Origin of the sequence: Microbacterium sp. (assembly GCF_036823965.1) — a bacterium.
In the GTDB taxonomy this organism is placed as follows: Bacteria; Actinomycetota; Actinomycetes; order Actinomycetales; family Microbacteriaceae; genus Microbacterium.
In genome coordinates, this window is the sequence record NZ_DAITBE010000002.1 from 353,331 (window position 1) to 376,903 (window position 23,573).

25 protein-coding genes are annotated in these 23,573 nt (G+C 68.5%); 15 read left to right on the forward strand and 10 right to left on the reverse strand.

Going from position 1 to position 23,573, the window contains the following annotated elements:
* Positions 1–43 precede the first annotated feature (43 nt).
* Both V7Z82_RS05970 and V7Z82_RS05975 read right to left on the reverse strand, forming a co-directional pair.
* The gene (locus tag V7Z82_RS05970; protein ID WP_334149015.1) at positions 44–550 is read right to left on the reverse strand and encodes a hypothetical protein; all 507 of its coding nucleotides are present in this window, start codon (positions 548–550) and stop codon (positions 44–46) included.
* 195 nt (positions 551–745) lie between these two features.
* A complete protein-coding gene (locus V7Z82_RS05975; protein WP_334149017.1) occupies positions 746–1,642 on the reverse strand; it encodes a helix-turn-helix domain-containing protein in 897 nt (298 codons plus the stop codon).
* Between the two features lie 547 nt (positions 1,643–2,189).
* Between V7Z82_RS05975 and V7Z82_RS05980 the strand changes: the two genes are divergently transcribed.
* A complete protein-coding gene (locus V7Z82_RS05980) occupies positions 2,190–3,290 on the forward strand; it encodes a PqqD family peptide modification chaperone (protein WP_334149019.1) in 1,101 nt (366 codons plus the stop codon).
* Here V7Z82_RS05980 and V7Z82_RS05985 read toward each other — a convergent pair.
* From V7Z82_RS05985 to V7Z82_RS06000, 4 genes are all read right to left on the reverse strand, one after another.
* The gene (locus V7Z82_RS05985; protein WP_334149021.1) at positions 3,281–4,741 is read right to left on the reverse strand and encodes a polysaccharide biosynthesis tyrosine autokinase; all 1,461 of its coding nucleotides are present in this window, start codon (positions 4,739–4,741) and stop codon (positions 3,281–3,283) included. The two genes, V7Z82_RS05980 and V7Z82_RS05985, sit on opposite strands and share 10 nt — an antisense overlap.
* A 106-nt stretch (positions 4,742–4,847) precedes the next feature.
* A complete protein-coding gene (locus tag V7Z82_RS05990; RefSeq protein ID WP_334149025.1) occupies positions 4,848–5,582 on the reverse strand; it encodes an arsenate reductase/protein-tyrosine-phosphatase family protein in 735 nt (244 codons plus the stop codon).
* Positions 5,579–6,043: a VanZ family protein gene (locus V7Z82_RS05995; protein ID WP_334149027.1), complete on the reverse strand. Its 465-nt coding sequence runs from the start codon at positions 6,041–6,043 to the stop codon at positions 5,579–5,581. The genes V7Z82_RS05990 and V7Z82_RS05995 overlap by 4 nt, the downstream gene beginning before the upstream one ends.
* 56 nt (positions 6,044–6,099) lie before the next feature.
* On the reverse strand, positions 6,100–7,044 hold the full coding sequence (locus tag V7Z82_RS06000) for a Ppx/GppA phosphatase family protein (RefSeq protein ID WP_334149029.1): 945 nt from the start codon (positions 7,042–7,044) through the stop codon (positions 6,100–6,102).
* A 3-nt stretch (positions 7,045–7,047) separates the two neighbouring features.
* On the opposite strand from V7Z82_RS06000, the gene coaA reads away from it, so the two are divergent.
* From coaA to V7Z82_RS06055, 11 genes are all read left to right on the forward strand, one after another.
* Entirely contained in the window at positions 7,048–8,025 is a 978-nt protein-coding gene (coaA, locus tag V7Z82_RS06005) for a type I pantothenate kinase (RefSeq protein WP_334149031.1), read from the forward strand.
* An 87-nt stretch (positions 8,026–8,112) separates the two neighbouring features.
* A complete protein-coding gene (gene glmS, locus V7Z82_RS06010; protein WP_334149033.1) occupies positions 8,113–9,960 on the forward strand; it encodes a glutamine--fructose-6-phosphate transaminase (isomerizing) in 1,848 nt (615 codons plus the stop codon).
* Positions 9,961–10,090: 130 nt separating this feature from the next.
* Positions 10,091–10,450, forward strand: coding sequence for a holo-ACP synthase (locus V7Z82_RS06015; RefSeq protein ID WP_334149035.1), 360 nt, complete (start codon positions 10,091–10,093; stop codon positions 10,448–10,450).
* Entirely contained in the window at positions 10,447–11,553 is a 1,107-nt protein-coding gene (gene alr, locus V7Z82_RS06020; RefSeq protein WP_334149036.1) for an alanine racemase, read from the forward strand. The genes V7Z82_RS06015 and alr overlap by 4 nt, the downstream gene beginning before the upstream one ends.
* The gene (tsaE, locus tag V7Z82_RS06025) at positions 11,550–12,035 is read left to right on the forward strand and encodes a tRNA (adenosine(37)-N6)-threonylcarbamoyltransferase complex ATPase subunit type 1 TsaE (RefSeq protein WP_334149038.1); all 486 of its coding nucleotides are present in this window, start codon (positions 11,550–11,552) and stop codon (positions 12,033–12,035) included. Before alr ends, tsaE begins: the two co-directional genes overlap by 4 nt.
* Positions 12,036–12,075: 40 nt before the next feature.
* Positions 12,076–12,699, forward strand: a complete 624-nt coding sequence (tsaB, locus tag V7Z82_RS06030; RefSeq protein WP_334149162.1) for a tRNA (adenosine(37)-N6)-threonylcarbamoyltransferase complex dimerization subunit type 1 TsaB — start codon at positions 12,076–12,078, stop codon at positions 12,697–12,699.
* Positions 12,696–13,202 (forward strand): ribosomal protein S18-alanine N-acetyltransferase, encoded by a 507-nt coding sequence (gene rimI / locus V7Z82_RS06035; RefSeq protein WP_334149040.1) that lies wholly within the window; start codon positions 12,696–12,698, stop codon positions 13,200–13,202. Before tsaB ends, rimI begins: the two co-directional genes overlap by 4 nt.
* A complete protein-coding gene (gene tsaD, locus V7Z82_RS06040) occupies positions 13,199–14,266 on the forward strand; it encodes a tRNA (adenosine(37)-N6)-threonylcarbamoyltransferase complex transferase subunit TsaD (RefSeq protein ID WP_334149042.1) in 1,068 nt (355 codons plus the stop codon). Before rimI ends, tsaD begins: the two co-directional genes overlap by 4 nt.
* Positions 14,263–14,784, forward strand: coding sequence for a hypothetical protein (locus V7Z82_RS06045; RefSeq protein ID WP_334149044.1), 522 nt, complete (start codon positions 14,263–14,265; stop codon positions 14,782–14,784). The genes tsaD and V7Z82_RS06045 overlap by 4 nt, the downstream gene beginning before the upstream one ends.
* A gap of 4 nt (positions 14,785–14,788) precedes the next feature.
* Entirely contained in the window at positions 14,789–15,862 is a 1,074-nt protein-coding gene (locus tag V7Z82_RS06050; RefSeq protein ID WP_334149047.1) for a hypothetical protein, read from the forward strand.
* Positions 15,846–17,057 (forward strand): hypothetical protein, encoded by a 1,212-nt coding sequence (locus tag V7Z82_RS06055; RefSeq protein ID WP_334149050.1) that lies wholly within the window; start codon positions 15,846–15,848, stop codon positions 17,055–17,057. The genes V7Z82_RS06050 and V7Z82_RS06055 overlap by 17 nt, the downstream gene beginning before the upstream one ends.
* Before the next feature lie 9 nt (positions 17,058–17,066).
* Here V7Z82_RS06055 and V7Z82_RS06060 read toward each other — a convergent pair whose 3' ends face one another.
* On the reverse strand, positions 17,067–18,284 hold the full coding sequence (locus tag V7Z82_RS06060) for a class I SAM-dependent methyltransferase (RefSeq protein ID WP_334149052.1): 1,218 nt from the start codon (positions 18,282–18,284) through the stop codon (positions 17,067–17,069).
* 142 nt (positions 18,285–18,426) lie between these two features.
* Here V7Z82_RS06060 and groES point away from each other — a divergent pair, with 142 nt between their 5' ends.
* On the forward strand, positions 18,427–18,723 hold the full coding sequence (groES, locus tag V7Z82_RS06065) for a co-chaperone GroES (RefSeq protein ID WP_045279293.1): 297 nt from the start codon (positions 18,427–18,429) through the stop codon (positions 18,721–18,723).
* Positions 18,724–18,902: 179 nt separating this feature from the next.
* Entirely contained in the window at positions 18,903–19,835 is a 933-nt protein-coding gene (gene rarD / locus V7Z82_RS06070) for an EamA family transporter RarD (protein ID WP_334149054.1), read from the forward strand.
* Positions 19,836–19,889: 54 nt separating this feature from the next.
* Here the strand turns inward: rarD and V7Z82_RS06075 are convergent, their stop codons facing one another.
* On the reverse strand, positions 19,890–20,147 hold the full coding sequence (locus V7Z82_RS06075) for a hypothetical protein (protein ID WP_334149056.1): 258 nt from the start codon (positions 20,145–20,147) through the stop codon (positions 19,890–19,892).
* Positions 20,148–20,438: 291 nt separating this feature from the next.
* On the opposite strand from V7Z82_RS06075, the gene V7Z82_RS06080 reads away from it, so the two are divergent.
* A complete protein-coding gene (locus tag V7Z82_RS06080; protein ID WP_334149058.1) occupies positions 20,439–21,695 on the forward strand; it encodes an ABC transporter substrate-binding protein in 1,257 nt (418 codons plus the stop codon).
* A gap of 128 nt (positions 21,696–21,823) precedes the next feature.
* On the opposite strand, the gene V7Z82_RS06085 is transcribed toward V7Z82_RS06080, so the two are convergent.
* Complete coding sequence (locus V7Z82_RS06085) at positions 21,824–22,591, reverse strand: ABC transporter ATP-binding protein (protein WP_334149060.1); 768 nt, start codon at positions 22,589–22,591, stop codon at positions 21,824–21,826.
* Positions 22,588–23,556 (reverse strand): ABC transporter ATP-binding protein, encoded by a 969-nt coding sequence (locus tag V7Z82_RS06090; protein ID WP_334149164.1) that lies wholly within the window; start codon positions 23,554–23,556, stop codon positions 22,588–22,590. Before V7Z82_RS06090 ends, V7Z82_RS06085 begins: the two co-directional genes overlap by 4 nt.
* Positions 23,557–23,573 lie beyond the last annotated feature (17 nt).

The following is a 23,573-nucleotide window of genomic DNA, read 5'->3' on the forward strand; positions in this document are numbered from 1 at the left end:
GGCCGCTCCACAGTTCTGTCGGATCTGTGCGTGTGTCGTGCGATCAGGTGGCCGAGCAGAGGATCAGCGTCGAGTTCACCGCTCCAGAGGTCTTCGCGCCGGTGCCGGAGAAGCCGGTGGGCAGCGTCGCCGCCGCGTTGAGCGTGAACGCGACCGAGATCGACAGCGTCGTGCGGACGGCGAGCGTCGCACCTGCCGCGAGCGGCGCCGTGAGCGTGATCTGGCGGCTGGTGCCCGAGAGCACGTTGACGTTGGCGGTGCCACCGGTGACGCTGAACACACCGATGTTGGCGATACCGGAACCCGTGATGGTGATGGTGGTGCCGGTGGGCAGCGGCTGGGTGCCGCCGGCGGTGATCGTGAAGCCGGGGCCGAGAATGCCGAGCGTGCCGCACGAGCCGTTCAGGGCGAAGGCTCCCACGTCGACGACGCCGGATGCGGCGGCGAGCGGCGTTGCGACCGCGGCTGCGATGACGGGGACGGACCAGGCTGCGCCCTTGACGACAGCGCGGCGCGAAATGCCCTTGTTCTTCTGGACTTCTTCGGTCATTCGAATGTTCTCCCTCTTGATGCAGATGCGGAAAATCCGCGGTGTCATGAAGAGGCGACACGTTGTCTGCATCCCCCAGGAGCCTCGTTCGAGAGCCAAGTTATGGGCGCGACGAAGGGGTTTTCAGGCGAAGGGACGAAGTCCGCGCACTGTGCGCTGATCCTGCGCGCAGCGTGCGTTGAGAGGGGGCTGAGGTCAGCTCTGGCGGCCGGCGCGGAGCGCGCGCGGCGTCGTCTGGTACGCCTCGTCGAGGGCGCGACGAAGGCTCATCGGAGAGTGGAATCCGGCTCGTTGCGAGACCTGCTCGATGCTCAGCACGTCGTACCTGCTGTCCACCAGCAGCGAATGCGCGAGGCGCGCTCGCTGGCGGCGGATCTCGCCGGCGACGGTGTTGCCCGCCTCGGAGAAGACCAGCTGCAGCTGCCGCAGTGACGACTGCACTTCGCGAGCCACGCGGACGGGGTTCAGCGAGGGATCGCCGCACTGCTGGGCGATCACGGCGATCGCGCGGTCGCGGAGCACCTCGTGCGGCGACCCTTGGCCGGTGACCGCACCGATGCGGTCGAGCAGCAGGGCGCCGCTCATCTCCATCACGAGCTGTTCGATCGCGTACTGCTCGATCGCGGACGCTCTGCCTTCGGCTTCGAGCAGATTGCCGATGAACTGCTGCATCGAGGTGTCGAGGAGCCGGCGGTCGGGGTACACGGTCGCGTCCGGCGGCAGCGCAGGCACGAACGACGCGATCGCGGTTCTGGGTACGAGCGCTGCGGTGAGGCGCCAGGCTCCGGCCCACCGCAGTCGGCGGGTGATGCCGTTCGGTGCGATGACCAGACCGCCTTCGGTCTGCACCCAGGGCTCTCCGTCGAGCTTCGCCCACATGGCCTCGGTCTCGACGAACGCGAACACCGAGTGGTCCGGGTAGGCCACGGTCGTGTCGATCGTCAGCTCCGTCGAGAAACCGCTGACCGAGAGCATCAGGACGGCACCGGAGGCGCGCTCGCGAGAGCGGAGCGCGGCGCGATCGCCGACACGGCTGATGCCGTGCTCGGAGAGATCGCGGTCGTCGATCACTCGAGCTTTTGCATGGTTCACGAGTTCCTCCTCCCCGGGAATGCCAGCGCACATCGAAGCAGTCGACCGATACCGAGGCCCCCCTCGACTCGCGGTGCGACTGCCGCTGTTCGCAAGGCTACCGTCACGTCGTTGCGCATTGTGAGCCTGCGCATGTGTATATCGGTTGGCATCATTCGCCGACTCCGAGAGTGCAGAATATGAGACGGCCTCCGGTGGCTGTTCGGCGGGACCACTGGCATGGGAGCGCGACCACGGCTCAGCGGCCACCTGACCGCACCGCGAGCGGGAAATGCACCACTGGTCTGGCATTCTTCGGTCATCACGAGTAGCTCCTCACCGCTGCGGACGTCTCTGCTGTCTGCGAAGAGGCGACACGAACGTCGTCGGAATCCCCCAGGAACCTCACCGTGGGAGACACGCTAGGGGTCCGAGAACTTCTTCTTCATCGAATGGAGAAAAAGCGCGCAGTGAGCACTATCTCTGCGCGAGATGTGCGTTCTGCGCGGAATGTGACGAACGGGTGCCCCCCGTCCGACTGGATCGGGATGCTGGCTAGGCTACGTACATGCCTGATCGTTTCCTCGTCAGCGCGGTCGGTGCTGTGATCGAGATCGACGTCTCGCGCCGCGACCCGTCGTTCCGGAACCGGGTGCACGCGGCCTGGGCGGATGCCGTCTACGAGGGCGACCGGTCCGTCGACGCCACGGCGACTGACCGCCCGGAGCTCGACGACGACGCAGCGCTCGCGATGCTGTCGACCGACGTGACGCTGCTGGCGCTCGCCGAACGCAAGGGCGACGCGCTCTGGATGCTGCACGCGGCCGGGCTCGCCGACGAGCGCGGCAACGTCGTGGTGCTGAGCGCTCCGTCCGGCACGGGCAAGACCACCGCCGCTCGGCACCTCTCCCGTCGCTACGCGTACATCAGCGACGAGACGATCGGGATCGACGAGCACGGGGGAGTGATCCCGTACCGGAAGCCGCTCTCGGTGATCCAGCCCGATCGGATGCACAAGGAGCAGCTCGCCCTCTCGTCACTCGATGGCGGGCGCCCCGTGCCAGACGCGCTCCGCATCGCGAAGATCGTCGTCCTCGACCGCGCCGATGACGGACCGGACATGCCGGAGGTCGAGCAGCTCGACCTGGTCTCGGCGCTGGAGCTGCTCGCTCCGCAGACCAGCTACCTCGGCGATGCCGTTGCGCCTCTGCGAACGATCGACGCGATCCTGGCGGCGACCGGGGGAGCGGTGCGAGTGCACTATCGCGAGGTGTCGACGATCGACGACGTGATCGCCGAGCTGCTTCGCACCGAGGTCTCTGCGATCGAGGTCCATGGCATCGATGCCGTGGACCGTGAGGAACCGACGGCCGAGCCAGCCACAGGCGTGTTCAGCCGCGCCGAGGTCGTCGATGAGCTCGAGATCGCCGACGGGCGAGTGGCGGTGCTGCAGCGTTCCGTCGAAGGCACCACGCTGCGTGTGCTCGACGGCATCGGACCGGCCATCTGGGCGGCTGCGGCTTCGGGCCGCACGCTCGACGAGATCGTCGCAGCCGTGATCGCCGAGCACGGCGCGCCAGAGGGAATCGACGCCGCCGCCACAGTGGATGCGGCGGTGCGGCACCTGGTCGGCGACGGTCTCCTGACCCCGGCGGTCGCTCAGGCCTGACGGCCGCGGCGGCGCACGCCGGGTTCGGCATCGGCCTTCGCGGCATCCTCGTCCTCGGTCTCGCGACCGTAGCGCTCGTAGGCTCCGTAGTACTCGCGTCCGTAGTACGCCGACTCGGCTCCCTTGCGGGGCACCTTGTTCAGCACGACGCCGAGCACGCGGCCGGTGGTGCGCTGGATGCTGGCGATCGCACGCTGCAGCATGTCGAAGGTCGTCTTGCCGGACGAGACGACGACGATCACTCCGTCTGCGTTCGCGGCGAGCACCGCGGCATCCGTCACCGGCAGCACCGGCGGAGAGTCGAGGATGACGATCGCGGTCTTGCTGATCTCCGCGAGGAAGTCCTGCATGCGGTGCGAGCCGAGCAGCTCGCTCGGGTTCGGCGGGATGCGGCCTGCGCCGAGCACGGCGAGGGGCACGTCGCGGTTGGGGCGATGCGCGACGTCCTGCAGCTCTGCACGGCCGGCGAGGATGTCGGTCAGGCCGACGTCGCGGGAGATGCCGAAGATGTCGGCCACCACCGGGCGGCGCAGATCGCAGTCGATCAGGATCGCCCACTGCCCGGCTGCGGCCAGGCTCGAAGCGAGGTTCACTGCCACGGTCGACTTGCCGTCGCCCGGCACGGAGCTCGTCACGACGATCACGCGCGGCGGGTTGTCGACGTCGATGAACTGCAGGTTCGTGCGCAGCTCGCGCATCGACTCGATCGTGTGGTGCGAGACCCCGTGCTGCGTGTCGAGCGAGAAGTCGATGACCTGGCGCTCGCCGTCCATGGTCTTCTCCAGCGGCAGCGTGCCGATGACGGAGACGCCGGTCTCGCGCTCGATGTCACGCGGATGACGGATTCGCCGGTCCACCGTGTGGCGCACGAAGGCGTAGACGAGTCCGATCGCGAGGCCGGCGAGCGCGCCGATGATGAGGTTCAGCCGGGTGTTCGGCGAGGAGGGAGAGGTGGGCAGGCGCGCCGAATCGCCCACGATGAGGCTCACGGCAGCAGGAGAGGTCGCGGTGCCGCCCTCGAGCTTCTCGATCTCGATGGCCATGCCGCGCATCCAGGCCTCGGCCAGTTCCTGCGCGGTCTCCGGGGTCGACCCGGTCGCGGTCACCTTGAGTGCGGTGGTGTCGGTCGGATTCGTGACCGAGACCCGAGAGACGAGCGACTCCGGCGTCGCCTCGAGTCCGAGGTCGTCGATGGCGTGCTCCGCCACCGCCCGCCACGAGCCGAGGTTCAGGTACGACTTCACGCGGCTCTGCGCCAGCTGGTTGCCGACGAGCGCGGCGCCCGAGGTCCCGTCGCCGCCGACGGCCGTGACGATGCCGGTCGTGTCGGCCGCGTAGACCCGCGGCTGCAGGGCACTCCACCCGAACGCGGCTCCAGCGCCGAGAACGGTCGCCACGAGGATCACGATCCAGTGCGCGCGCAGAATACGGAAGTAGTCGCTCAGTTCCACCTGTGATTTCCCCTCACATATCCCGAGGACTCACGCACGGGAAGGCATTGAGAACGAGCATACGGGGCCGCACGCGCCCCCGAGTGACCGATATGCCGGTGCGTCGTCAGCCGAGCGCTGCCCTGACGATCCGTTCCACCTCATCGATGGCAGGGATCAGCTGGGCCGCCGATGCCTCGTACGTCGCCTGCGATCGGCGGTACGGGTCGATCACGTCGTCATCCTCCGCCGCGGCGAGTACGAGACCGCGCTGGTCGCCAAGCAGGCGGAGCGCAGCCGACAGCCGGGCCCGCGGATCCGCGCCCGCGGCATCGGCCACCGCACGAACGGCGTCGTCGGTGAGCGTCGACGCGAGGCGGGCGAACTCGCGGGCCGTGAAGGTCTGCCGCAGTCGGCTCGGCATCATCTGCACGACGTGCGAGCGGTGCTCGCGCGACATGGCGAGCACGAGATCGGACTCGGCGAGCAGCGGTTCGACGAGGTAGCGCGCCACGTGGGCGGAGGCCGCCTCCGGCGATGCGCCGGCGCGCACGGCGAGATCCTGCGCCTGCTCCGTCATGCCGTGGCCGACCATCGCGTGCGTGCCGGCACTGTGCACGCGCACACCGAGCGGCTCCAGACGCGCGCGGAGCAGCACCTCGCCCATCGGGGAACGGCAGATGTTGCCGGTGCAGACCGTGAGGATCGTCGGCGGTGCGCTCGGCTTCGCCGTCGGGATCGTGTCGCCCAGGAGTCCGGCGAGCGGTGATTCCGGCTCGGACGCGGTGGCATCGAGGTTGCGCTCACGCCACTCTCGGCGGCTGACGCCGGGGGGAGGTCCGTCGTCGAAGGGGAAGCTCATGCCTCCACCGTAGAGGCTCGGAAGCGGCGATGAGTCGGTGAGAGGCTGAGCAGCAGGCGTGCCACGACGCACCCGATGATGGTGCCCAGCGTGTTCGCGATCACGTCGGACAGCGTGGGGAAGCGACTCGGCAGCAGCGTCTGCACGAGCTCGATCGTGGCGCTCACGGCGTACCCGATCAGGATGATGAGCCAGGGGCTGCGTCGGGGCCAGGCGGCGGCGAGCAGCAGCCCGAACGGCACGAAGAGCGCGATGTTCGCGAGGAACTCGAACACCGTGTAGCTCGTCGACAGTGCGACGCCGAAGTGCTCCGAGACGTACCGGGCCAGGCGGAACGCGATCCCGGTCACGCGCCCGGCGATCGAGGCGGGCAGCCAGACGATCAGGGCCAGTCCGATCGCGTACGGGACCAGCAGCACGCGGGCGATCACGGCGAGCGTCGGGATGCGGGACACGGGCATGGAGCGAGCCTATGGGGCCAGTCTGAGTGTTCGATCCGGCCGGCGGCAGCTCGCCGTCAGGAGTGTTCGCCGCTCCAGCTCAGCTGCTCGATGTAGCGCAGCAGCACTCCTTCTCGCAGCGCCCATGGAGAGACCTCGAGCTCGTCGACGCGCAGCAGGGTCATCGCAGTGTGCAGGGAGACGGCGGCGGCGACGATCTGGAACGTGCGGTCGGGGGTGATGCCCGGAAGCTCCTGCCGCGCGGATGCAGGGAGACGGGCGAGCCTCGGGATCCAGGAGCCGAGCGAGGCGCGGGGCAGCAGCATCCGTTCGCTTCCCGACCAGCCGGGAACCGGATAGCCGACCAGGCGGGCGAGGGAGCGGATGGCCTTCGACGACCCGACCACGTGATCGGGGCGGGGGAGCGCGGCGAACTGCGGCAGCACGCCGTGCAGCGTCGTGGTGGCGTGGGCACGCAACCGCTCGACGTCGTCCTCACCAGGCGGATCGTTCGGCAGGAACTGCACCGTCATCCGTCCGGCACCCAGTGGGACGGATGCCGCGGCATCCGGCAGCTCCTCGGCTCCCGCCGCGATCTCGAGCGAGCCGCCGCCGATGTCGAGCAGCAGGATCTGTCCGGCCGACCAGCCGAACCAGCGCCGCACCGCGAGGAAGGTGAGCTCGGCCTCGGTCTCGCCGTCGAGCACCTGCAGCGGCTGCCCGAGCGCAGTCTCGATCCTGGCGATCACCTCCGCGCCGTTGCGGGCGTCTCGCACCGCGCTGGTGGCGGTCGCGAGCAGCGCGTCGACCCGCTCGGTCTCGGCGACGCGGCGGGCCTGAGCCACAGCCGCCTCCAGCGCGACCACACCCTCTTCGGCGATCGAGCCGTCGGGTGTGAGGTACCGCATCAGGCGCAGCACCGTCCGGTCACTCGTCGTCGCCAGCGGCCGGCCGCCTGGGCGGACGTCGGCGGCGAGCATATGGACGGTGTTCGATCCGATATCGAGGACTCCGAGGCGCACGGAATGACACTACTCGTCCGCCGTTACGATGGAGGCGTGACCACCGCCGACCCCACGCTGCCGCTGTCTCCGTACCGTGAGATCGGTCGTGCGGAATGGTCGCGGCTCGCGGCCGGCCTCGACCAGCCGCTGAGCGAGACCGAGGTCGTCGAGGTGCGAGGCATCGGCGACCGCCTGAGCATGACCGAGGTGCGCGAGGTCTACCTGCCGCTGAGTCGTCTGCTCAGCCTGTACGCGACCTCGACCAAGCGTCTGGGAGCCGCGACCAGCTCGTTCCTGCAGGAGGACGACACCACCACGCCGTTCGTCGTGGGCGTGGCCGGGTCGGTCGCCGTCGGCAAGTCGACGATCGCCCGACTCCTGCGCGAACTCATGAGTCGCTGGCCGGGCACGCCCCGCGTCGAGCTGGTCACGACCGACGGCTTCCTGTATCCCAACGCCGAGTTGGAGCGCCGCGGACTCATGGAGCGAAAGGGCTTCCCCGAGTCCTACGACCGTCGCTCGCTGATCGAGTTCCTCACCGAGGTCAAGAGCGGCGCACCCGAGGTGCGCGCTCCCTTCTACTCGCACATGCGCTACGACATCGTGCCGGATGCGCACGTCGTGGTGCGCCGCCCCGACGTCGTGATCGTCGAGGGGCTGAACGTGCTGCAGCCGCCGGCCGCGCCGAACGACGTCGCGGTGAGCGATCTCTTCGACTTCTCGATCTTCGTCGACGCCGACAGCGCGCACATCGAGAAGTGGTACGTCGACCGCTTCCTCGCGCTGCGGCAGGGTGCCTTCAGCAATCCCTCCTCCTACTTCAACGTCTTCGCGCACCTCACGGACGAGGAAGCCGTCACGACGGCGCTCGGGTACTGGAACGAGATCAACATGCCCAACCTCGTCGAGAACGTGATGCCGACGAAGCACCGCGCGCGACTCGTGCTGCGCAAGGGAGCGGATCACACCGTGGAGACCGTGCTGCTGCGCAAGCTCTGACGCGGCGACGGTTCAGGGCCGAGACGTTCGCGGCGTCCGTCCTATTGTTCGGACGACTCGCAAAAAAACGACCGTATCTTTGATCCCATGTGTGGAATCGTCGGATACGTGGGCCCTCGCCCCAGCCAGGATGTCCTTCTCGCCGGTCTCGCCCGGCTGGAGTACCGCGGGTACGACTCCGCGGGCGTCGCCGTGATCGACGGCGACGGAGCGCTCGGCATGCGCAAGAAGGCGGGCAAGCTCGCGGTCCTCCGCGACTCGCTGGCCGATTCGCCGCTCGCCGACGGCACGACCGGCATCGGCCACACGCGCTGGGCGACGCACGGCGGTCCGACCGACGTCAACGCCCACCCGCATCTCGCCGACGACGACAAGCTCGCCGTGATCCACAACGGCATCATCGAGAACTTCTCCGCACTGCGCGAGGAACTGCTGGCCGATGGCGTGCAGTTCCGCAGCGAGACCGACACCGAGGTGGCGGCAGCACTGCTCGGTCGAGAGTACGCCGGCAACGGCGGCGACCTGCAGCTCGCGTTCCGCAGCATCGTCAACCGCCTCGAGGGCGCGTTCACGCTGCTCGCGATGCACCAGGACCACCCCGGTCTCGTGGTCGGCGCCCGCCGCAACTCCCCGCTCGTGATCGGCCTCGGCGAGGGCGAGAACTTCCTCGGCTCCGACGTCGCGGCGTTCGTCGAGCACACGCGCAACGCCCTCGCGATCGGCCAGGACCAGATCGTCTCCATCACGCCGGACGCCGTCACGGTCACCGACTTCGAGGGCAATCCCGTCGAGCCCGAGTCGTTCGAGGTGTCGTGGGACTCCGCTGCCGCCGAGAAGGGCGGATGGTCGAGCTTCATGGCCAAGGAGGTCGCCGAGCAGCCCGAGGCGGTCGCGAACACGATCCGCGGCCGCATCCAGGACGGCCAGGTCGTCATCCCGGAGCTCGACGGACTCGACGAGCTCTTCATCGGGATCAACCGCGTCATCATCACCGCGTGCGGCACCGCATCCTATGCGGCACTCGTCGGCAAGTACGCGATCGAGCAGTGGGCACGCGTCGCGGTCGACGTCGAGCTCGCACACGAGTTCCGCTACCGCGACCCGGTGATCGGCGAGGACACGCTCGTCGTCTCGATCAGCCAGTCCGGCGAGACGATGGACACGCTCATGGCCGTCAAGTACGCCCGCGAGCGCGGCGCACGCACGCTCTCGATCTGCAACACGCAGGGTGCGACGATCCCTCGTGAGTCGGATGCCGTCGTCTACACGCACGCCGGCCCCGAGGTCGCCGTCGCATCGACGAAGGCGTTCTCCGCCCAGATCACGGCACTGCTGCTGCTCGGCCTGCACATGGGCCGTGTCCGCGGCTCCATCGCCGACGCCACGACCGATGTCGAGGAGCTCTCGGCGCTGCCGGAGAAGATCGCGAAGGTGCTGGAGAGCGAGCAGGAGCACGTCACCCAGCTCGCCGGTTGGATGGCCGACACCCGCTCGGTGCTGTTCCTCGGCCGCCACGTCGGCTACCCGATCGCCCTCGAGGGTGCGCTGAAGCTCAAGGAGATCTCCTACATCCACGCCGAGGGCTTCGCCGCCGGCGAGCTCAAGCACGGTCCGATCGCACTGATCGAGCCGGGGCAGCCGGTGTTCGTGCTGGTGCCCTCGCCCCGTCACTCCGCACTCGTGCACTCGAAGGTCGTCTCGAACATCCAGGAGATCCGCGCCCGCGGTGCCCGCGTGATCGTGATCGCCGAAGAGGGCGACGCCGCGGTGCTGCCGTTCGCCGACGAGGTCATCCGCATCCCGCTCGCCGGAGCCATGTTCGAGCCGCTGCTCGCGGTCGTGCCGCTGCAGATCTTCGCGATGGCGCTGGCCACGGCCAAGGGCCTCGACGTCGACCAGCCGCGCAACCTCGCGAAGTCGGTCACGGTCGAGTAACCCCCGCCCACTGCCGACCGGCCCCCTTGTGTGCGAGCCACCCCCTTGGGTGCTGCACATACGGGGGCCGCTCGCACTGAAGGGGGTGGGTCGGCAGGGGTGGTCGGCGGGTGCCGAGTAGGCTTGTCCGGTGATCATCGGGACCGGCATCGACCTCGTGGACATCCCGCGATTCGAGCGGACCCTCGAGCGGACACCACGCCTGCTGGAGCGACTCTTCGCCCCGTCCGAGCGTGCCCTGCGACTGGCATCGCTCGCCGCGCGCTACGCCGCCAAGGAGGCGCTGATCAAGGCGCTCGGCGGCTCTGACGGCGTGCACTGGACCGAGATCGAGATCGCTTCCGAGCCATCCGGCCGACCGATCTTCGTGCTGTCGGGCTCGACGGCAGCGGTCGTGGCCGATCGCGGCATCACCTCGTTGCATCTGTCCATGTCCCACGACGCCGGTCTCGCCACCGCGTTCGTCGTCGCCGAAGGAGCACCACTGTGACGGTCCCGTTCCGCGAAGCCACCATCGACATGGATGCGATCGCCGACAACGTGCGGCACTTCCGCCGGCTCACCGGTGTCGAGGTCATCGCCGTCGTCAAGGCCAACGCCTACGGCCACGGCGCCGCAGCATCGGCCGTCGCCGCGCTCGCCGGAGGCGCCACCAGACTCGGCGTCGCCGAGATCCCCGAGGCGCTCGAGCTGCGCAGACAGGGCGTGCACGCCCCGATCATGGCGTGGCTGCACGCACCGGGTGAGCGCTTCGAGCAGGCGGCGGCCGAGAACATCGAGCTCGGGATCTCCTCGTTCGACCAGCTCGAGGCGGCATCCGTCGTCGCGAGCGTCGATCGTCCGGTGGCGGTGCACCTCAAGTTCGAGACCGGGCTCTCGCGCAACGGGATCGCCCCCGCCGACTGGGGTCGAGTGCTCGCCGAGGCCGCGCGTCTCGAGCGCATCGGACGCCTGCGGGTCGTCGGACTCTTCAGCCACCTCTCGAACACCTCGCTCGACGACGACCGTGCGGCCCTCTCGAAGTTCGAGGAGGGGGTCGCCGCTGCCGCGTCGTTCGGCATCCGCCCGGAGATCCGGCACATCGCTGCCACCGCCGCAGCGATCGAGCACGCAGAGATGCGCCTCGACGCCGTCCGGGTCGGCGTCGGCATCTACGGCCTCTCGCCCTTCGACGACCGCAGTTCGGCCCAGCTCGGGCTGCGCCCGGCGATGACCCTCCGCAGCGCGGTCGCCGCAGTCCGCCGCGTCCCGGCCGGAACCGGGGTCTCCTACGGTTACGACCACCGCACCGAGCGCGACACGACGCTCGTGCTCGTCCCGTTGGGATACGCCGACGGCGTGCCGCGCCAGGCATCGGGCAGGCTGCCGGTGTCGATCGGCGGTCGCCGCTTCACGAACGTCGGACGCATCGCGATGGATCAGTTCGTGGTCGACGTCGGCGACACCCCGGTCTCGATCGGCGACGAGGTCGTGCTGTTCGGTGACCCGACGCTCGGCCTCCCGTCGGCGACGGACTGGGCGGATGCCGCCGGCACCATCAACTACGAGATCGTCACGCGCATCGGAGCACGCGTGCCGCGGCGGGCGTCATGAGCATCGACGCAGCCTTCCTCGGTCGCTCGGAGATCGCGACCGCAGAGGCGATGGAGCAGCTCGGCTTCCGCATCGGCGAGCAGCTCGAAGCCGGAGACCTGCTGGTGCTCACCGGACCGCTCGGCGCCGGCAAGACGACGTTCACCCGCGGCCTCGCCGACGGCCTCGGCGTTCGCGGCCCCGTGCAGAGCCCGACCTTCGTGATCGCCCGCACCCACCCCTCGCTCGTCGGGCGCGCGCCACTCGTGCATGTCGACGCGTACCGACTCGGATCCGGCGCCGAACTCGATGACCTCGATCTCGACCTCGCGCGCTCTGTGGTCGTGGTCGAGTGGGGCCGTGGCATGGCCGAAGAGCTCGCCGACGCCTGGTGGGACATCGAGCTGGAGCGCCCGGTGGGCAGCGTCGGTGACGACATCGATGCTTCCGAGCTCGATGCCGATGCCCCGCGCATCGTGACGATCGCACGCGTCGGCGCCTGAGACCAGATCGCGGGTGATGAACGCCGACTACCCTGGGATGGTGATCCTCGCCGTCGACACCTCCCTCGGAACAGCCATCGCTGCCATCGACTCCGATGGCGCATCGAGGGCGGAAGCCGGGACCGCCGATCCGCTCGGACACGCCGAGGTCATCGGCGATCTGCTGGTGCAGGTGCTGACCGACGCGGGGTCCGCCGAGATCACGCATGTCGTCGCCGGCATGGGGCCCGGGCCCTTCACCGGCCTGCGCATCGGCATCGCGGCAGCGCGCGCCTTCGCGCTCGGCCGCGGCATCCCGATCGTCTCCGTGCCGAGCCATCTCGCGGCCGCGCTGACCACGATCGAGACCGACGGCATCACGGGACGGTTCGCGATCGTGACGGACGCGCGGCGTCGGGAGTTCGCCATCACGGTCTTCGACGGGACGGATGCCGACGGCATCCCGAACGTCGTCGTCGACACGGCGCTCATCCGTCATGCGGATGCCGATGCGCACCTCGACGGGATCCACCGCGTCGACGTCACCACGTTGTCGGCTGTCGACCTCGCGCGCGTCGGTGCACGAGCCGTCGCCGCCGGTCGCACGCTCACCGGGGAGGAGCCGCTGTACCTGCGGCACCCCGATGTGTCGGTGCCGGGCGCCCCGAAGAAGGTGGGGCTATGACGCTGCGACCCGCGACCTCGGACGACCTCGACGCCATCATGCTGATCGAGACGCGCTCGTTCCCGACCGACGCCTGGAGCGCCGAGGCGATGCGGTCCGAGCTGGCCAGCCCGCACGGGCGGTACCTCGTCGACGAGCACGACGGCGTCATCATCGGCTACGGCGGTGTGCGAGCACTCCTGGGCAGTGCGGACGCAGACATCCAGACGATCGCCTTCGCCGCGGAGCACCGCGGCGGCGGTCGTGGCCGGGCGCTGCTGCGGGCGCTGCTCGATGCGGCCGCTGAGCGGGGCGCCCGCGAGGTGTTCCTCGAGGTCCGCGCCGACAACCCGGCTGCGGAGGGGCTCTACGTCTCCGAGGGGTTCGAGGAGATCGGCCGACGCCCGCACTACTATCAGCCGGATGACGTGGATGCGATCGTGATGCGCGTCGATCTGCGCAAGCGCGCGTCGACGACACCGGATGCAGCGACCGCAGACCCCGCGAAGGAGGCGACCGCATGAGTGAGCCGCTGGTGCTCGGCATCGAGACGAGCTGCGATGAGACCGGCATCGGGATCGTCCGCGGGCGCACCCTGCTGTCGAACACGATCGCCTCGAGCATGGATGAGCACGCCCGCTACGGCGGTGTCGTGCCGGAGGTCGCCGCGCGCGCACATCTGGAGGCGCTGCAGCCCTCGATCGACGCCGCGTTGGCCGAGGCCGGTGTGCGGCTCGACGAGCTCGATGCCGTCGCCGTGACCAGCGGCCCCGGTCTCGCGGGGGCGCTCATGGTCGGTGTCGGAGCCGCCAAGGGACTCGCCGTGTCGCTCGACAAGCCGCTGTACGCCGTGAACCACCTGGTGGGTCACATCGCCGCCGACATCCTCACGGCGGACTCCGCGCCACTGGAGTACCCCACGATCGCGCTGCTGGTCTCGGGCGGGCACACCTCCCTCCTGCACGTGCGCGATCTCACCACCGACGTCGAGCTGCTCGGCGAGACCATGGACGACGCGGCAGGCGAGGCGTTCGACAAGGTCGCCAGACTCCTGTCGCTCCCGTATCCCGGCGGCCCGGAGATCGACCGGGCGGCGCTCGACGGCGACCCGACCGCGATCCGCTTCCCTCGGGGACTGTCGCGCGCATCCGATCTGGCGAAGCACCGCTACGACTTCTCGTTCTCGGGTCTGAAGACCGCGGTCGCCCGATGGGTCGAGCGCTGCGAGGCGGACGGCGTCGAGGTGCCGGTCGCTGATGTCGCAGCGAGCTTCCGCGAGGCCGTGGTCGACGTGCTCGTGACGAAGGCGCTCGCCGCCTGCGCCGATCTCGGCGTGCCCCGGCTGCTGCTCGGCGGCGGCGTGATCGCGAACCGTCGACTGCGCGAGGTGGCTCTGGCGCGTGCCGAGGCCGCCGGCGTGACCGTGCGCATCCCGCCGCTCTCGCTGTGCACCGACAACGGCGCGATGATCGCGGCCCTCGCCGCTGAGCTCATCTCCTCTGGGCGCCGCCCGTCCACCCTCGCGTTCGGTGCGGACTCGACGCTTCCCGTCACCGAGATCCAGATCGCGGAGGCGGTGGCGACGTGAGCGACGCGACGCGTGATCCGCACCCCGCCGAACACCCGAAGCGCCCGGCGGATGCTGCCGCACGCGACGTCTCGGCGACCCCGACGAGCATCGATCAGCCGAGCGGCGAGGTCGAGCGACCGGCGGGTTCGGCTCGCCTCCCCGGTGCCAGACGCGACGGATACTCGAAGCTGCCCACCGGCCCGGTCGGCATCGAGCCCGTCGTCGCCACCGGTCCCGATATCGATGCGGCCGACGAGCCGGAGTGGACGCCGTCGATCGGCGCCGCACCGGTCGACGACACACGTCTCGCCCCGTGGGCGCTGCTCGCTGCGATCGTGGCGCTCGGCGCCTCGTTCTTCGTCGGCTGGGGCATTCCGGTCGCGATCGTCGCCGTGATCGCCGCGATCATGTCGCTGCGACGCCCGGTCGAGAGCCGCGCGATCGCCCAGTGGGCCCTCGTGCTCGGCCTCTGCGCGATCCTGTACAGCGCCGGCTGGCTGATCTGGGCGGCCATGCAGTTCGAAGTCCTGGGGTAGGCCGATGCTCGGCGCCGAGGAGCGGGACGAACTGCGTGCACTGCAGGCGCGTGCGTACGGACGTGGCGGCGAGCTGAGCGAGGCGGAGGCCGGCAGGCTGCGCGAGCTCTCCCGCCGGCAGGCCGAGACTGCGCCGGTCGAGCCACCGCGCGGCGTCGCTCCGGTTCCGGTGCTCATCTCCGGTGTGCCGGAGGCGCTGGTGGCTCCGCCGCGCGCCGAGGAACCTGCTTCAGCTGCATCCACGTCTGACATCTCGGCTGATGATGCGCCGACGGACACGACTCCGGGCTCCCTTCGCTCCGCCCTGATGACTCATTGGCGCCCTGCGCTCATCGCCGCCGTGGCCGCCCTGATCGTCGGCCTCGGTGCCGGGTGGTTGCTGTTCGGCCGATCGAGCGCCGAGGCGGTCGAACTGACGCCGCAGCAGCAGCAGTGGCAGGCCGCACTCGCCGATGGCGGGTACGATCCGGGGTCGCTGCGTGCGATCGCAGAGCAGGACGGCGTCGTGCTCTGGTATGCGACCAAGATGGCCGGAGAGAAGACCTGTCTCGTGATCGGTGACGGCGAGCAGGTCGAGGTGTCCTGCCAAGGCACCGAGGTGGTGCGGGTCTCCGGGCTGTTGGCCAGGCTCGTGCTCGAGGGTGAGCAGGAGACAGAGATCAGCGGGCAGCTGCTGCTCTCTCCAGGAGGCGAACCGGCGGTGATGGTGAGTGTCTCCGGCATCACCGCCGACACCGCGCCCGTCTACGCGAACGAGGACGAGGAGCGCTTCGCCGAAGGACTGGTCTCTCAGGGGTTCAACGAGAACACCGTGTTCGTCGTGGGATACGACGGCGAACACGCGATCTGGACGGGGTTCCATCCGGAGAACGGGACGCAGTGCCTGATCTACGTGGTGTCGCTGGCGGAGTCCGTGTCGCACTGCGGGGAGGACGGCCTGACCGAGAATCTCTGGGTCGAGTACATCGATCCGCAGACGAGCGAGACCACGCGAGCCGAGTGGAACTGGACCTCGAGTGTCGGCGCGAATCTCGTCATCACCAAGAGCGAGGACACCGGTGATGCCGCAGGGGAGTGACGCCGACGAGCTCAGGATGCTGCAGCGCAAGGCCTATGGCCGCGATGGCGGCCTGACGGATGCCGAGGCGGCGCGGCTGCGGGAACTCGAACACCGGGACGAGTCTGCGGCGGTCGTCTCGGACGCGGCCGATGTGTCCACGCCGCTTGCGGAGACGTCGGCCGCAGGATCCGCCCACACGGATGCCGCCGAAACGCCGGATGCGAGCGAGGCGACGCACGCCGGCACACGCCTCGCCGACAGCAGGCCGGCCGTCGTGGACGCCTCGGGAGACGACACGTCCACCGGTTCCGAGCCGAGGATGAGCCGACTGAAGACGGCGATGCGTGAGCTGCGACGGCAGTGGCGGTTCGCCGCCGCGGCATCCGTCCTCCTGCTCGCGATCGGAATCGGGGCGGGGTGGGCGCTGTTCGGCCAGGACCGTGAGGCGATCGCGTTGACCGCCGAGCAGCAGCAGCGGCGTCTCGAGCTCTACGACACCGGCGACTACGATGAGGGCAGCCTGCGAGCGGTCGGACAGGATGCTGAGGGAGCCCTGGTCTGGTACGGCACGAAGATCGACGGCGAGCAGCGGTGCCTGGTGCTCGATGTCGGTGAGAAGTCCGGTCAGCAGTGCGTGCCGTCCGACGATTCGAGCATGTTCTCGCTGTCGGCGAGCGTGACGATCCCGGGCGTCGCCGATCCGGCGTCGGAGATCGTGAGCAACATCGGTGTCGACGCGTATCTGCTGCTCTCGACGACGGGTGAGCCGATGGTGGCGATTCAGCGCTGGGAGCAGTCGGACGACGTCCGGCTCCAGCAGTTCGTCGGCGATGAGCGGGCCAGAGCCGAGGAGCTGACGGCCGACGGCACGGCGTGGAACCTCTCGATCATCGGCTCCTTCCGGGACGAACCGGTGTGGCTGATCAACGGCGACGCCGACAACAGCATGCAGACCTGTCTCGTCGTCGACGGGGCCGACGGCGAGCGGCAGTGCCTCCCGACCGAGACCGCGATCGAGGACGGGATCAGCACCGTCGTCTTCGTCGACGATGGAGCCGACGGGTCGGAGGCATGGACGATTCAGGTCGCCTACACGATCAGTCAGACGCCGTACCTCGTGATCACGCGGGATCCGACCCCGGCGAGTGTGACCTTCAGCGAGTACTCGGAGAACGACGATCGCAGCGAAACCGGCGGCGATCCGACGGGCTGAGTGCTCCGCTCAGACTGCAGACGGCACCCGATCGGCGAGGATCGCCAGACGCTGCGAGCCGGCTCTGACGAGGATCAGCGTCGCGGACTGGGAACCACGCAGGGTGAGCTTCTTGCGGAAGGCGGCAGGGTCGATGTCGACGCCGCGCTTCTTGATCTCGAGCGTGCCGATGTCCGCCGCCTTCAGCACAGCATTGATCGCCTTCGGGTTCGCCGACATCGTCTCGCGCACCCGGAACGACTGCACGAAGGGGCTCGTCAGTGCGGCATCCGAGGTCAGATAGGCGATCTTCGGGTCGAGCATCCCGGCGTCCAGGCTGCGTGCGACGTCGCCGATCAGTCGTGCGCGGATCACGGCGCCGTCCGGCTCGTGCAGGAACGCGCCGAGCTCGCGCACCGGCGCATCCTCGGTGTCCGCGCCGGCCGTAAGCTCGTGCGAGCGCTCGCCGCGGATGATCAGCGCCGCGCGTCGAACGCCGGGGCGAGCGAGTGCGCCCGTCCAGAGCACGAGCTCGACGACGCTGCCGTCTGCGCTCACCCACTGCGCCTCGGCGTCTTCGGGGAGCGTGTCGCGGTCGTGCGCGGGGCCGAGCTTGATCCCGGTCGGCACCCGAGTCGCGAGCTCGAACGCCCAGTCCAGCGAGGGGGAGTAGTCGTCGGCCGAGACGCGGCGGGTCTCGCTGTGACCCGAGGTGCGGCGGGCCGGGTCCATCCAGACGGCGTCGTAGCCGCTGATGTCGGTCGCCTCCGCGGTCCCGTGCTGCACCACGGCGCCGGACTCGCCATCCTCCGTGTGCAGGAACGGCGCGAGGTTGTAGGCGGCGATCGCTGCGGTGACCTCGTCGGCGTCGACGGCGAGCACGTCGAGTCCTGCGCCGGCGAACGCGAGGGCGTCTCCGCCGATGCCGCAGCCGAGGTCGGCCACGCTCGTGATCCCCGCCTGACGGATGCGCTGCGCGTGCCGTGCGGCGACGCCGAGGCGCGTGGCCTGTTCGAGGCCCGCCCTGGTGAACAGCATCCGTGCGGCGAACCCGCCGAACTTCGCAGACGCCCTCGCGCGGAGCGTGGACTGCCCGACGACCGCGGTGACGAGTTCGGGGGCGTGCCCTGCGGCCCGCAGCCGGGAGACGGCGCCGGCGACCTCGGCGGTCGACACGATCGGATCGGTCCCGTCGAGCAGCGCCAGGCCGTCGGGGGTCAGCAGGGCTCGCAGCTCGGACATCTCCACCCGTCCAGACTACGGCGCGTGTCGCACCGGCTGGCACTCGCATTGCATGAGTGCCAATGGACGGCATAGACTGGATTAGCACTCTCGGGTTGAGAGTGCGAACAAGTCTTTCGTGTCAGCGTCAAGAAAGAAGAGGTAGACCGTGTCGGTTTCCATCAAGCCGCTCGAGGACCGCATCGTCATCCAGCAGGTCGAGGCCGAGCAGACCACCGCGAGTGGCCTGGTCATCCCCGACACCGCCAAGGAGAAGCCCCAGGAGGGTCAGGTCGTGGCTGTCGGCCCCGGCCGCATCGACGACAACGGCAACCGTGTTCCGATCGACGTCGCCGTCGGCGACCGTGTCCTGTACAGCAAGTACGGCGGCACCGAGGTGAAGTTCGGCGCAGACGAGTACCTCGTCCTGTCGGCTCGCGACGTCCTGGCGGTCGTGGTTCGCTGATCTCAGGTTCTTGAGCCTGTCGAATCACAGGTTCTCGGAAGGGCCCGGATGCATCATGCATCCGGGCCCTTCTGCATCCCACCGAAGCGCACAGACAGCCGACCACTGTTTCCTGCCAAAGTGACTCCGCCCCAGCCCACGTGGCGTCGAGGGGCGCGAGCCGGGCATAGGGTTGTGCGGTGAGCCCAGAGACGACCCGTGCGACGCAGACCGCCGGAGTCGCATACGCCGGGGGAGCGTATCTGCTGTGGGGCGTGCTTCCCCTCTACTTCCTGCTGCTCGTGCCGACCGGACCGTGGGAGGTCGTCGCCTGGCGCGTGCTGCTCTCCTTCGTCTTCTGCCTCGTGCTGCTCACGGTCATGCGCGGTTGGGCAGCGCTGAGCGCGATCATCCGCAGCCCGAAGCTGCTGGGATGGACGGCGCTCGCCGGTCTGCTGATCTACGTGAACTGGCAGGTCTTCCTGATCGGCACGCTCACCGGTCACGTCGTCGAGACCAGCCTCGGCTACTTCATCAACCCGATCACGACCGTGCTGCTCGGCGTGTTCGTGCTGAAGGAGCGCATCCGTTCCCTGCAGTGGGCGGCCATCGGCATCGCCACCATCGCGGTGGTCGTGATCGTCGTCGCCTACCGCGCCTTCCCGTGGATCGCTCTCTCGCTCACCGCATCCTTCGGTCTCTACGGCCTCATCAAGAAGAAGATCGGACCAGCGGTCGACGCCGTCAGCGGTCTCACGCTCGAGTCGTTCTGGCTGATCCCGATCGCGGTCGTGCAGCTCATCCTGGTCGCCACGACCCCGGCCGGACTCACCATGGGCGGCAACGGCGCATGGCATGCGGTGCTGCTCGCCTTCGCCGGTGTGGCGACCGCGGTGCCGCTGCTGCTCTTCGCGGCAGGCGCCCGCCGGATCAACCTGACGGTGATCGGCATGATCCAGTTCGTGACGCCCGTCATGCAGTTCGTGATCGGCGTGGCGGTGCTCCAGGAGCCGATGCCCACCGAGCGCTGGATCGGCTTCATCATCGTCTGGATCGCGATCGCGGTCTTCGTCGTCGACCTGCTCCTCGCCGCCCGTCGAGGACGCCGAACCGAGGTCGTCGAACCGGCCTGAATCAGCAGAACGCCTCAGCGCGCCCGGAGCGCGACATGAGGTGGGACTCCCGCGTCACCAGGGCCTGCTCGAGTCGTACCGCCAGCCCGAGGACGTTTTCCTGCACGAGGAGAACGTCTTGTAGCCCATTTCGACATCTTTGAAGTAGTAGCGGTGGCATTCTTGGAGCGTCGGGTAGGTGTGGTCGTACACCTTGTACCACGTGTCTGCCTGAGCGCTCACCGGTGCTGAGATGGCGAGCATGATGGCCATGCCCACTGCTGCGAGGCGGCCGGCGATGCGGTGACGATTGCTCTGGTTCATGGTGCTCATGTCGTTCCTCCAATTGCTCACGAATCTTGAATGTAGCTCAGAGGCTGCCTTCGTTCCCAAGGATTCAGACCTCCGTGGACAATCTCCGCAGAACCTTGCCGCACACCGATGATTGCAAGGCGGCGTCGATCTCGACGCCGCCTGAAGGAGGTGCAAATCGCGCGCACGAACTCGGTATCGGATCGTTAACGCACCGAAATACTTGCGACCCCTGCGCGCGGGTTCCACGCCCTATGGTTAGAGCACCCGACCGTGGTCACGATCCACGCTCAGTTACGCAAGGGAGCACCAATGAATGCACTGAAGGGTTCGCGCAGCGCGAAGATCTTCGCCGGGATTGCGCTGCTCAGCGCATCCGCACTGGTCGTCGCCGGCTGTAGCGGCACGCCGAGTGACAACGCCTCGGAGGGTGGTGGAGACAAGCCCGCCGCCGATCTGACGCTCAAGCTGGGTTCGCTCCTGCCCGCAACGGGATCGCTCTCGTTCCTCGGCGCCCCGATGGAAGCCGGAGTTCAGCTCGCGGTGCAGCAGATCAACGACGCGGACGCCGGCGTGACGATCGACCTGACCAGCGCCGACGAGGGAGACCTCGACAACAAGGCGTACGAGACCTCCATCACGAACCTGCAGAACGCGGGCATCACTGCCATGGTCGGTGCCGCTTCCTCGAGCGTCACGAAGCTGATCCTCGACGGCAACGCCGGTGCCGGCATCCTCACCGTGTCGCCGTCGAACACCTCGCCGGACTTCTCGGGCATCAACCCGCTGTACTTCCGTACCGCTCCGAGCGACAACCTCCAGGGCGAGGTCCTCGGCAACGAGATCGCCGAAGACGGTCACAAATCGCTCGGCATCATCTACCAGAACGACCCGTACGGCACCGGTCTGGCCGAGGCCATCAAGGCGACGTTCGAGGGCACCGGCGGCACTGTCGTCGCAGAGGCGTCGTACAACCAGGGCGACGGACAGTTCAACGCACAGGTCTCTGAGATCGCTGCGGCGAACCCGGACGCCGTGGCAGTCGTCTCCTACGACCAGTTCGCGACCATCGCGCCGCTGCTCGGCAACGCAGGCGTCGACACGGGTTCGCTGTACCTCGTCGACGGAAACCTGAAGGACTGGGGAACCGACGTCTCGGTGAACCTCGAAGGATCCAAGGGCACGCGAGCTGGCGCAGAGCTTCCCCAGGACTTCCTGGACCAGCTCAACGAGGTCTGGACCGCTGACGGAAACGACCCCATCGACGCCGTGACCTACTCCGCCGAGGCCTACGACGCCGTCATCCTCATCGCGCTCTCCGCACTCCAGGCCGGTTCGGTCGAGGGTGCGGACATCGCCGAGCAGATGGGCCCGGTTTCGGGTGGCAGCGGCGACGGAGAGAAGTGCTCCACGTTCGCGGACTGCGCCGAGATCATCAACGGCGGGGGCACGGTCGACTACGACGGCCTCTCCGGCGAGATCACGTTCGATGACCAGAACGACCCGAAGGGCGCGGCTATCGGCGTCTACGAGTTCGACGCGCAGAACACCACGAAGCGCATCAAGTAAGAACGTCACGAAGCCCCGGGTGAATTCGCCCGGGGCTTCGTGCTGTCCGCTGCGAGCGTGACCAGCACACAATGGCTCGGACCGCACACAGAAGGGGGATGCCGAGTGGCATCCCCCTTCTGTGTGTCTCAGGCTGCGTCGGTGCCGAGCGTGCCGAGGTACAGGCCGATGACCTTCGGGTCGTTCAGCAGGTCGCGTCCGGTGCCCTCGTAAGCGTCCTTGCCCTGGTCGAGCACGTAGCCGCGGTCGCAGATCTGCAGGCAGCGTCGTGCGTTCTGCTCCACCATGATCGTCGTGACGCCCGCCTTGTTGATGTCGGAGACGCGGATGAATGCATCGTCCTGGCGCACGGGGGAGAGGCCGGCAGATGGCTCATCGAGCAGCAACACGGCGGGGTCCATCATCAGTGCACGAGACATCGCGACCATCTGGCGCTCGCCGCCCGAGAGCGACCCTGCCCGCTGCTTCAGCCGTCTGCCGAGCTCGCTGAAGATGCTGCTCACGAACTCCAGGCGCTGCGAGTAGATCTTGGGGTTCTGGTAGAGCCCCATCTGCAGGTTCTCCTCGATGGTGAGGGAGGGGAAGACGTTGTTCGTCTGCGGGACGAACCCGACGCCACGGGCGACGAGCTTGTCGGCCTTGAGACCGATGATGCTCTGTCCGTTGAGGGTCACGTCGCCCTCGCGGATGTTCACCATGCCGAAGATCGCCTTCAGCAGCGTCGACTTTCCTGCGCCGTTCGGGCCGATAATGCCGATCAACTCACCCTTGTGGGCGACGAGATTGGCGCCGTTGAGGATGTTCACGCCCGGCAGATATCCGGCGTGCACGTCCTTCAACTCGACGATGACATCGTCGTTCTTGATCTCGTTGCGGACGGGTGTCTCGTCGGTCATGCCTTCTCCTCCTGTGCGGTGGTGTCGGCGGCTTCGGTGGCCTCCTCGGCCTCCACCTCGGCTTCGACCTGCTCGCGGAACTTCACAGCGTCGACATCCGAGAGCACGGGGATGCGACCCGTCACAGCTCCGAGGTCGACGTCCTGATGCGCGCCCAGGTAGGCGTCGACGACGGCGGGGTCTTCCATCACGGTGTCAGGCGGGCCCTCGGCGACGACACGGCCCTCGGCCATGACCACGACCCAGTCGGCGATGTGACGGACCATGTGCATGTCGTGCTCCACGAACAGCACTGTCATGCCGAGGTCCTTGAGATCGAGGATGTGCTCGAGCAGCGACTGGGTCAGCGCGGGGTTCACCCCGGCCATCGGCTCATCGAGCATGACGAGCGACGGGTCGCTCATGAGCGCACGCGCCATCTCGAGCAGCTTGCGTTGACCGCCGGACAGCGATGCTGCGAAGTCCTGTTCCTTGGCATCGAGCTTGAACCGGGTGAGCAGTTCATGCGCACGCTGCTCGATCTCGGCATCTTGCTTGCGCCAGAGGAAGGGGAAGAGCCCAGCCCAGAACCCCTCGCCTCGTTGGTTCGTGGCGCCGAGCTTCATGTTCTCGATCACGGTGAGCAGCGACAACGACTTCGTCAGCTGGAACGTGCGCACCTGACCCATCCGAGCGACCTTGAACGACGGAATGCCGGACAGGTTGGTGCCATCGAACGACCAGGTGCCGCTGTTCGGCTTGTCGAATCCACAGAGCAGGTTGAACAGGGTCGTCTTGCCGGCACCGTTCGGACCGATCAGCGCGGTGATCGCACCGCGCGGAATCTCCAGGTGGTCGACGTCGACGGCGGTCAGGCCCCCGAAGCGGCGTTGCACGGCATCCGCGACGAGAATCGGATCCACCTTCGCGACGCCTGGGACGGCAGGCCCGGACGCGAGACCGGTGGTCTTCGCCCGTGGCGCGATCTTCGCGGGTGTGACCG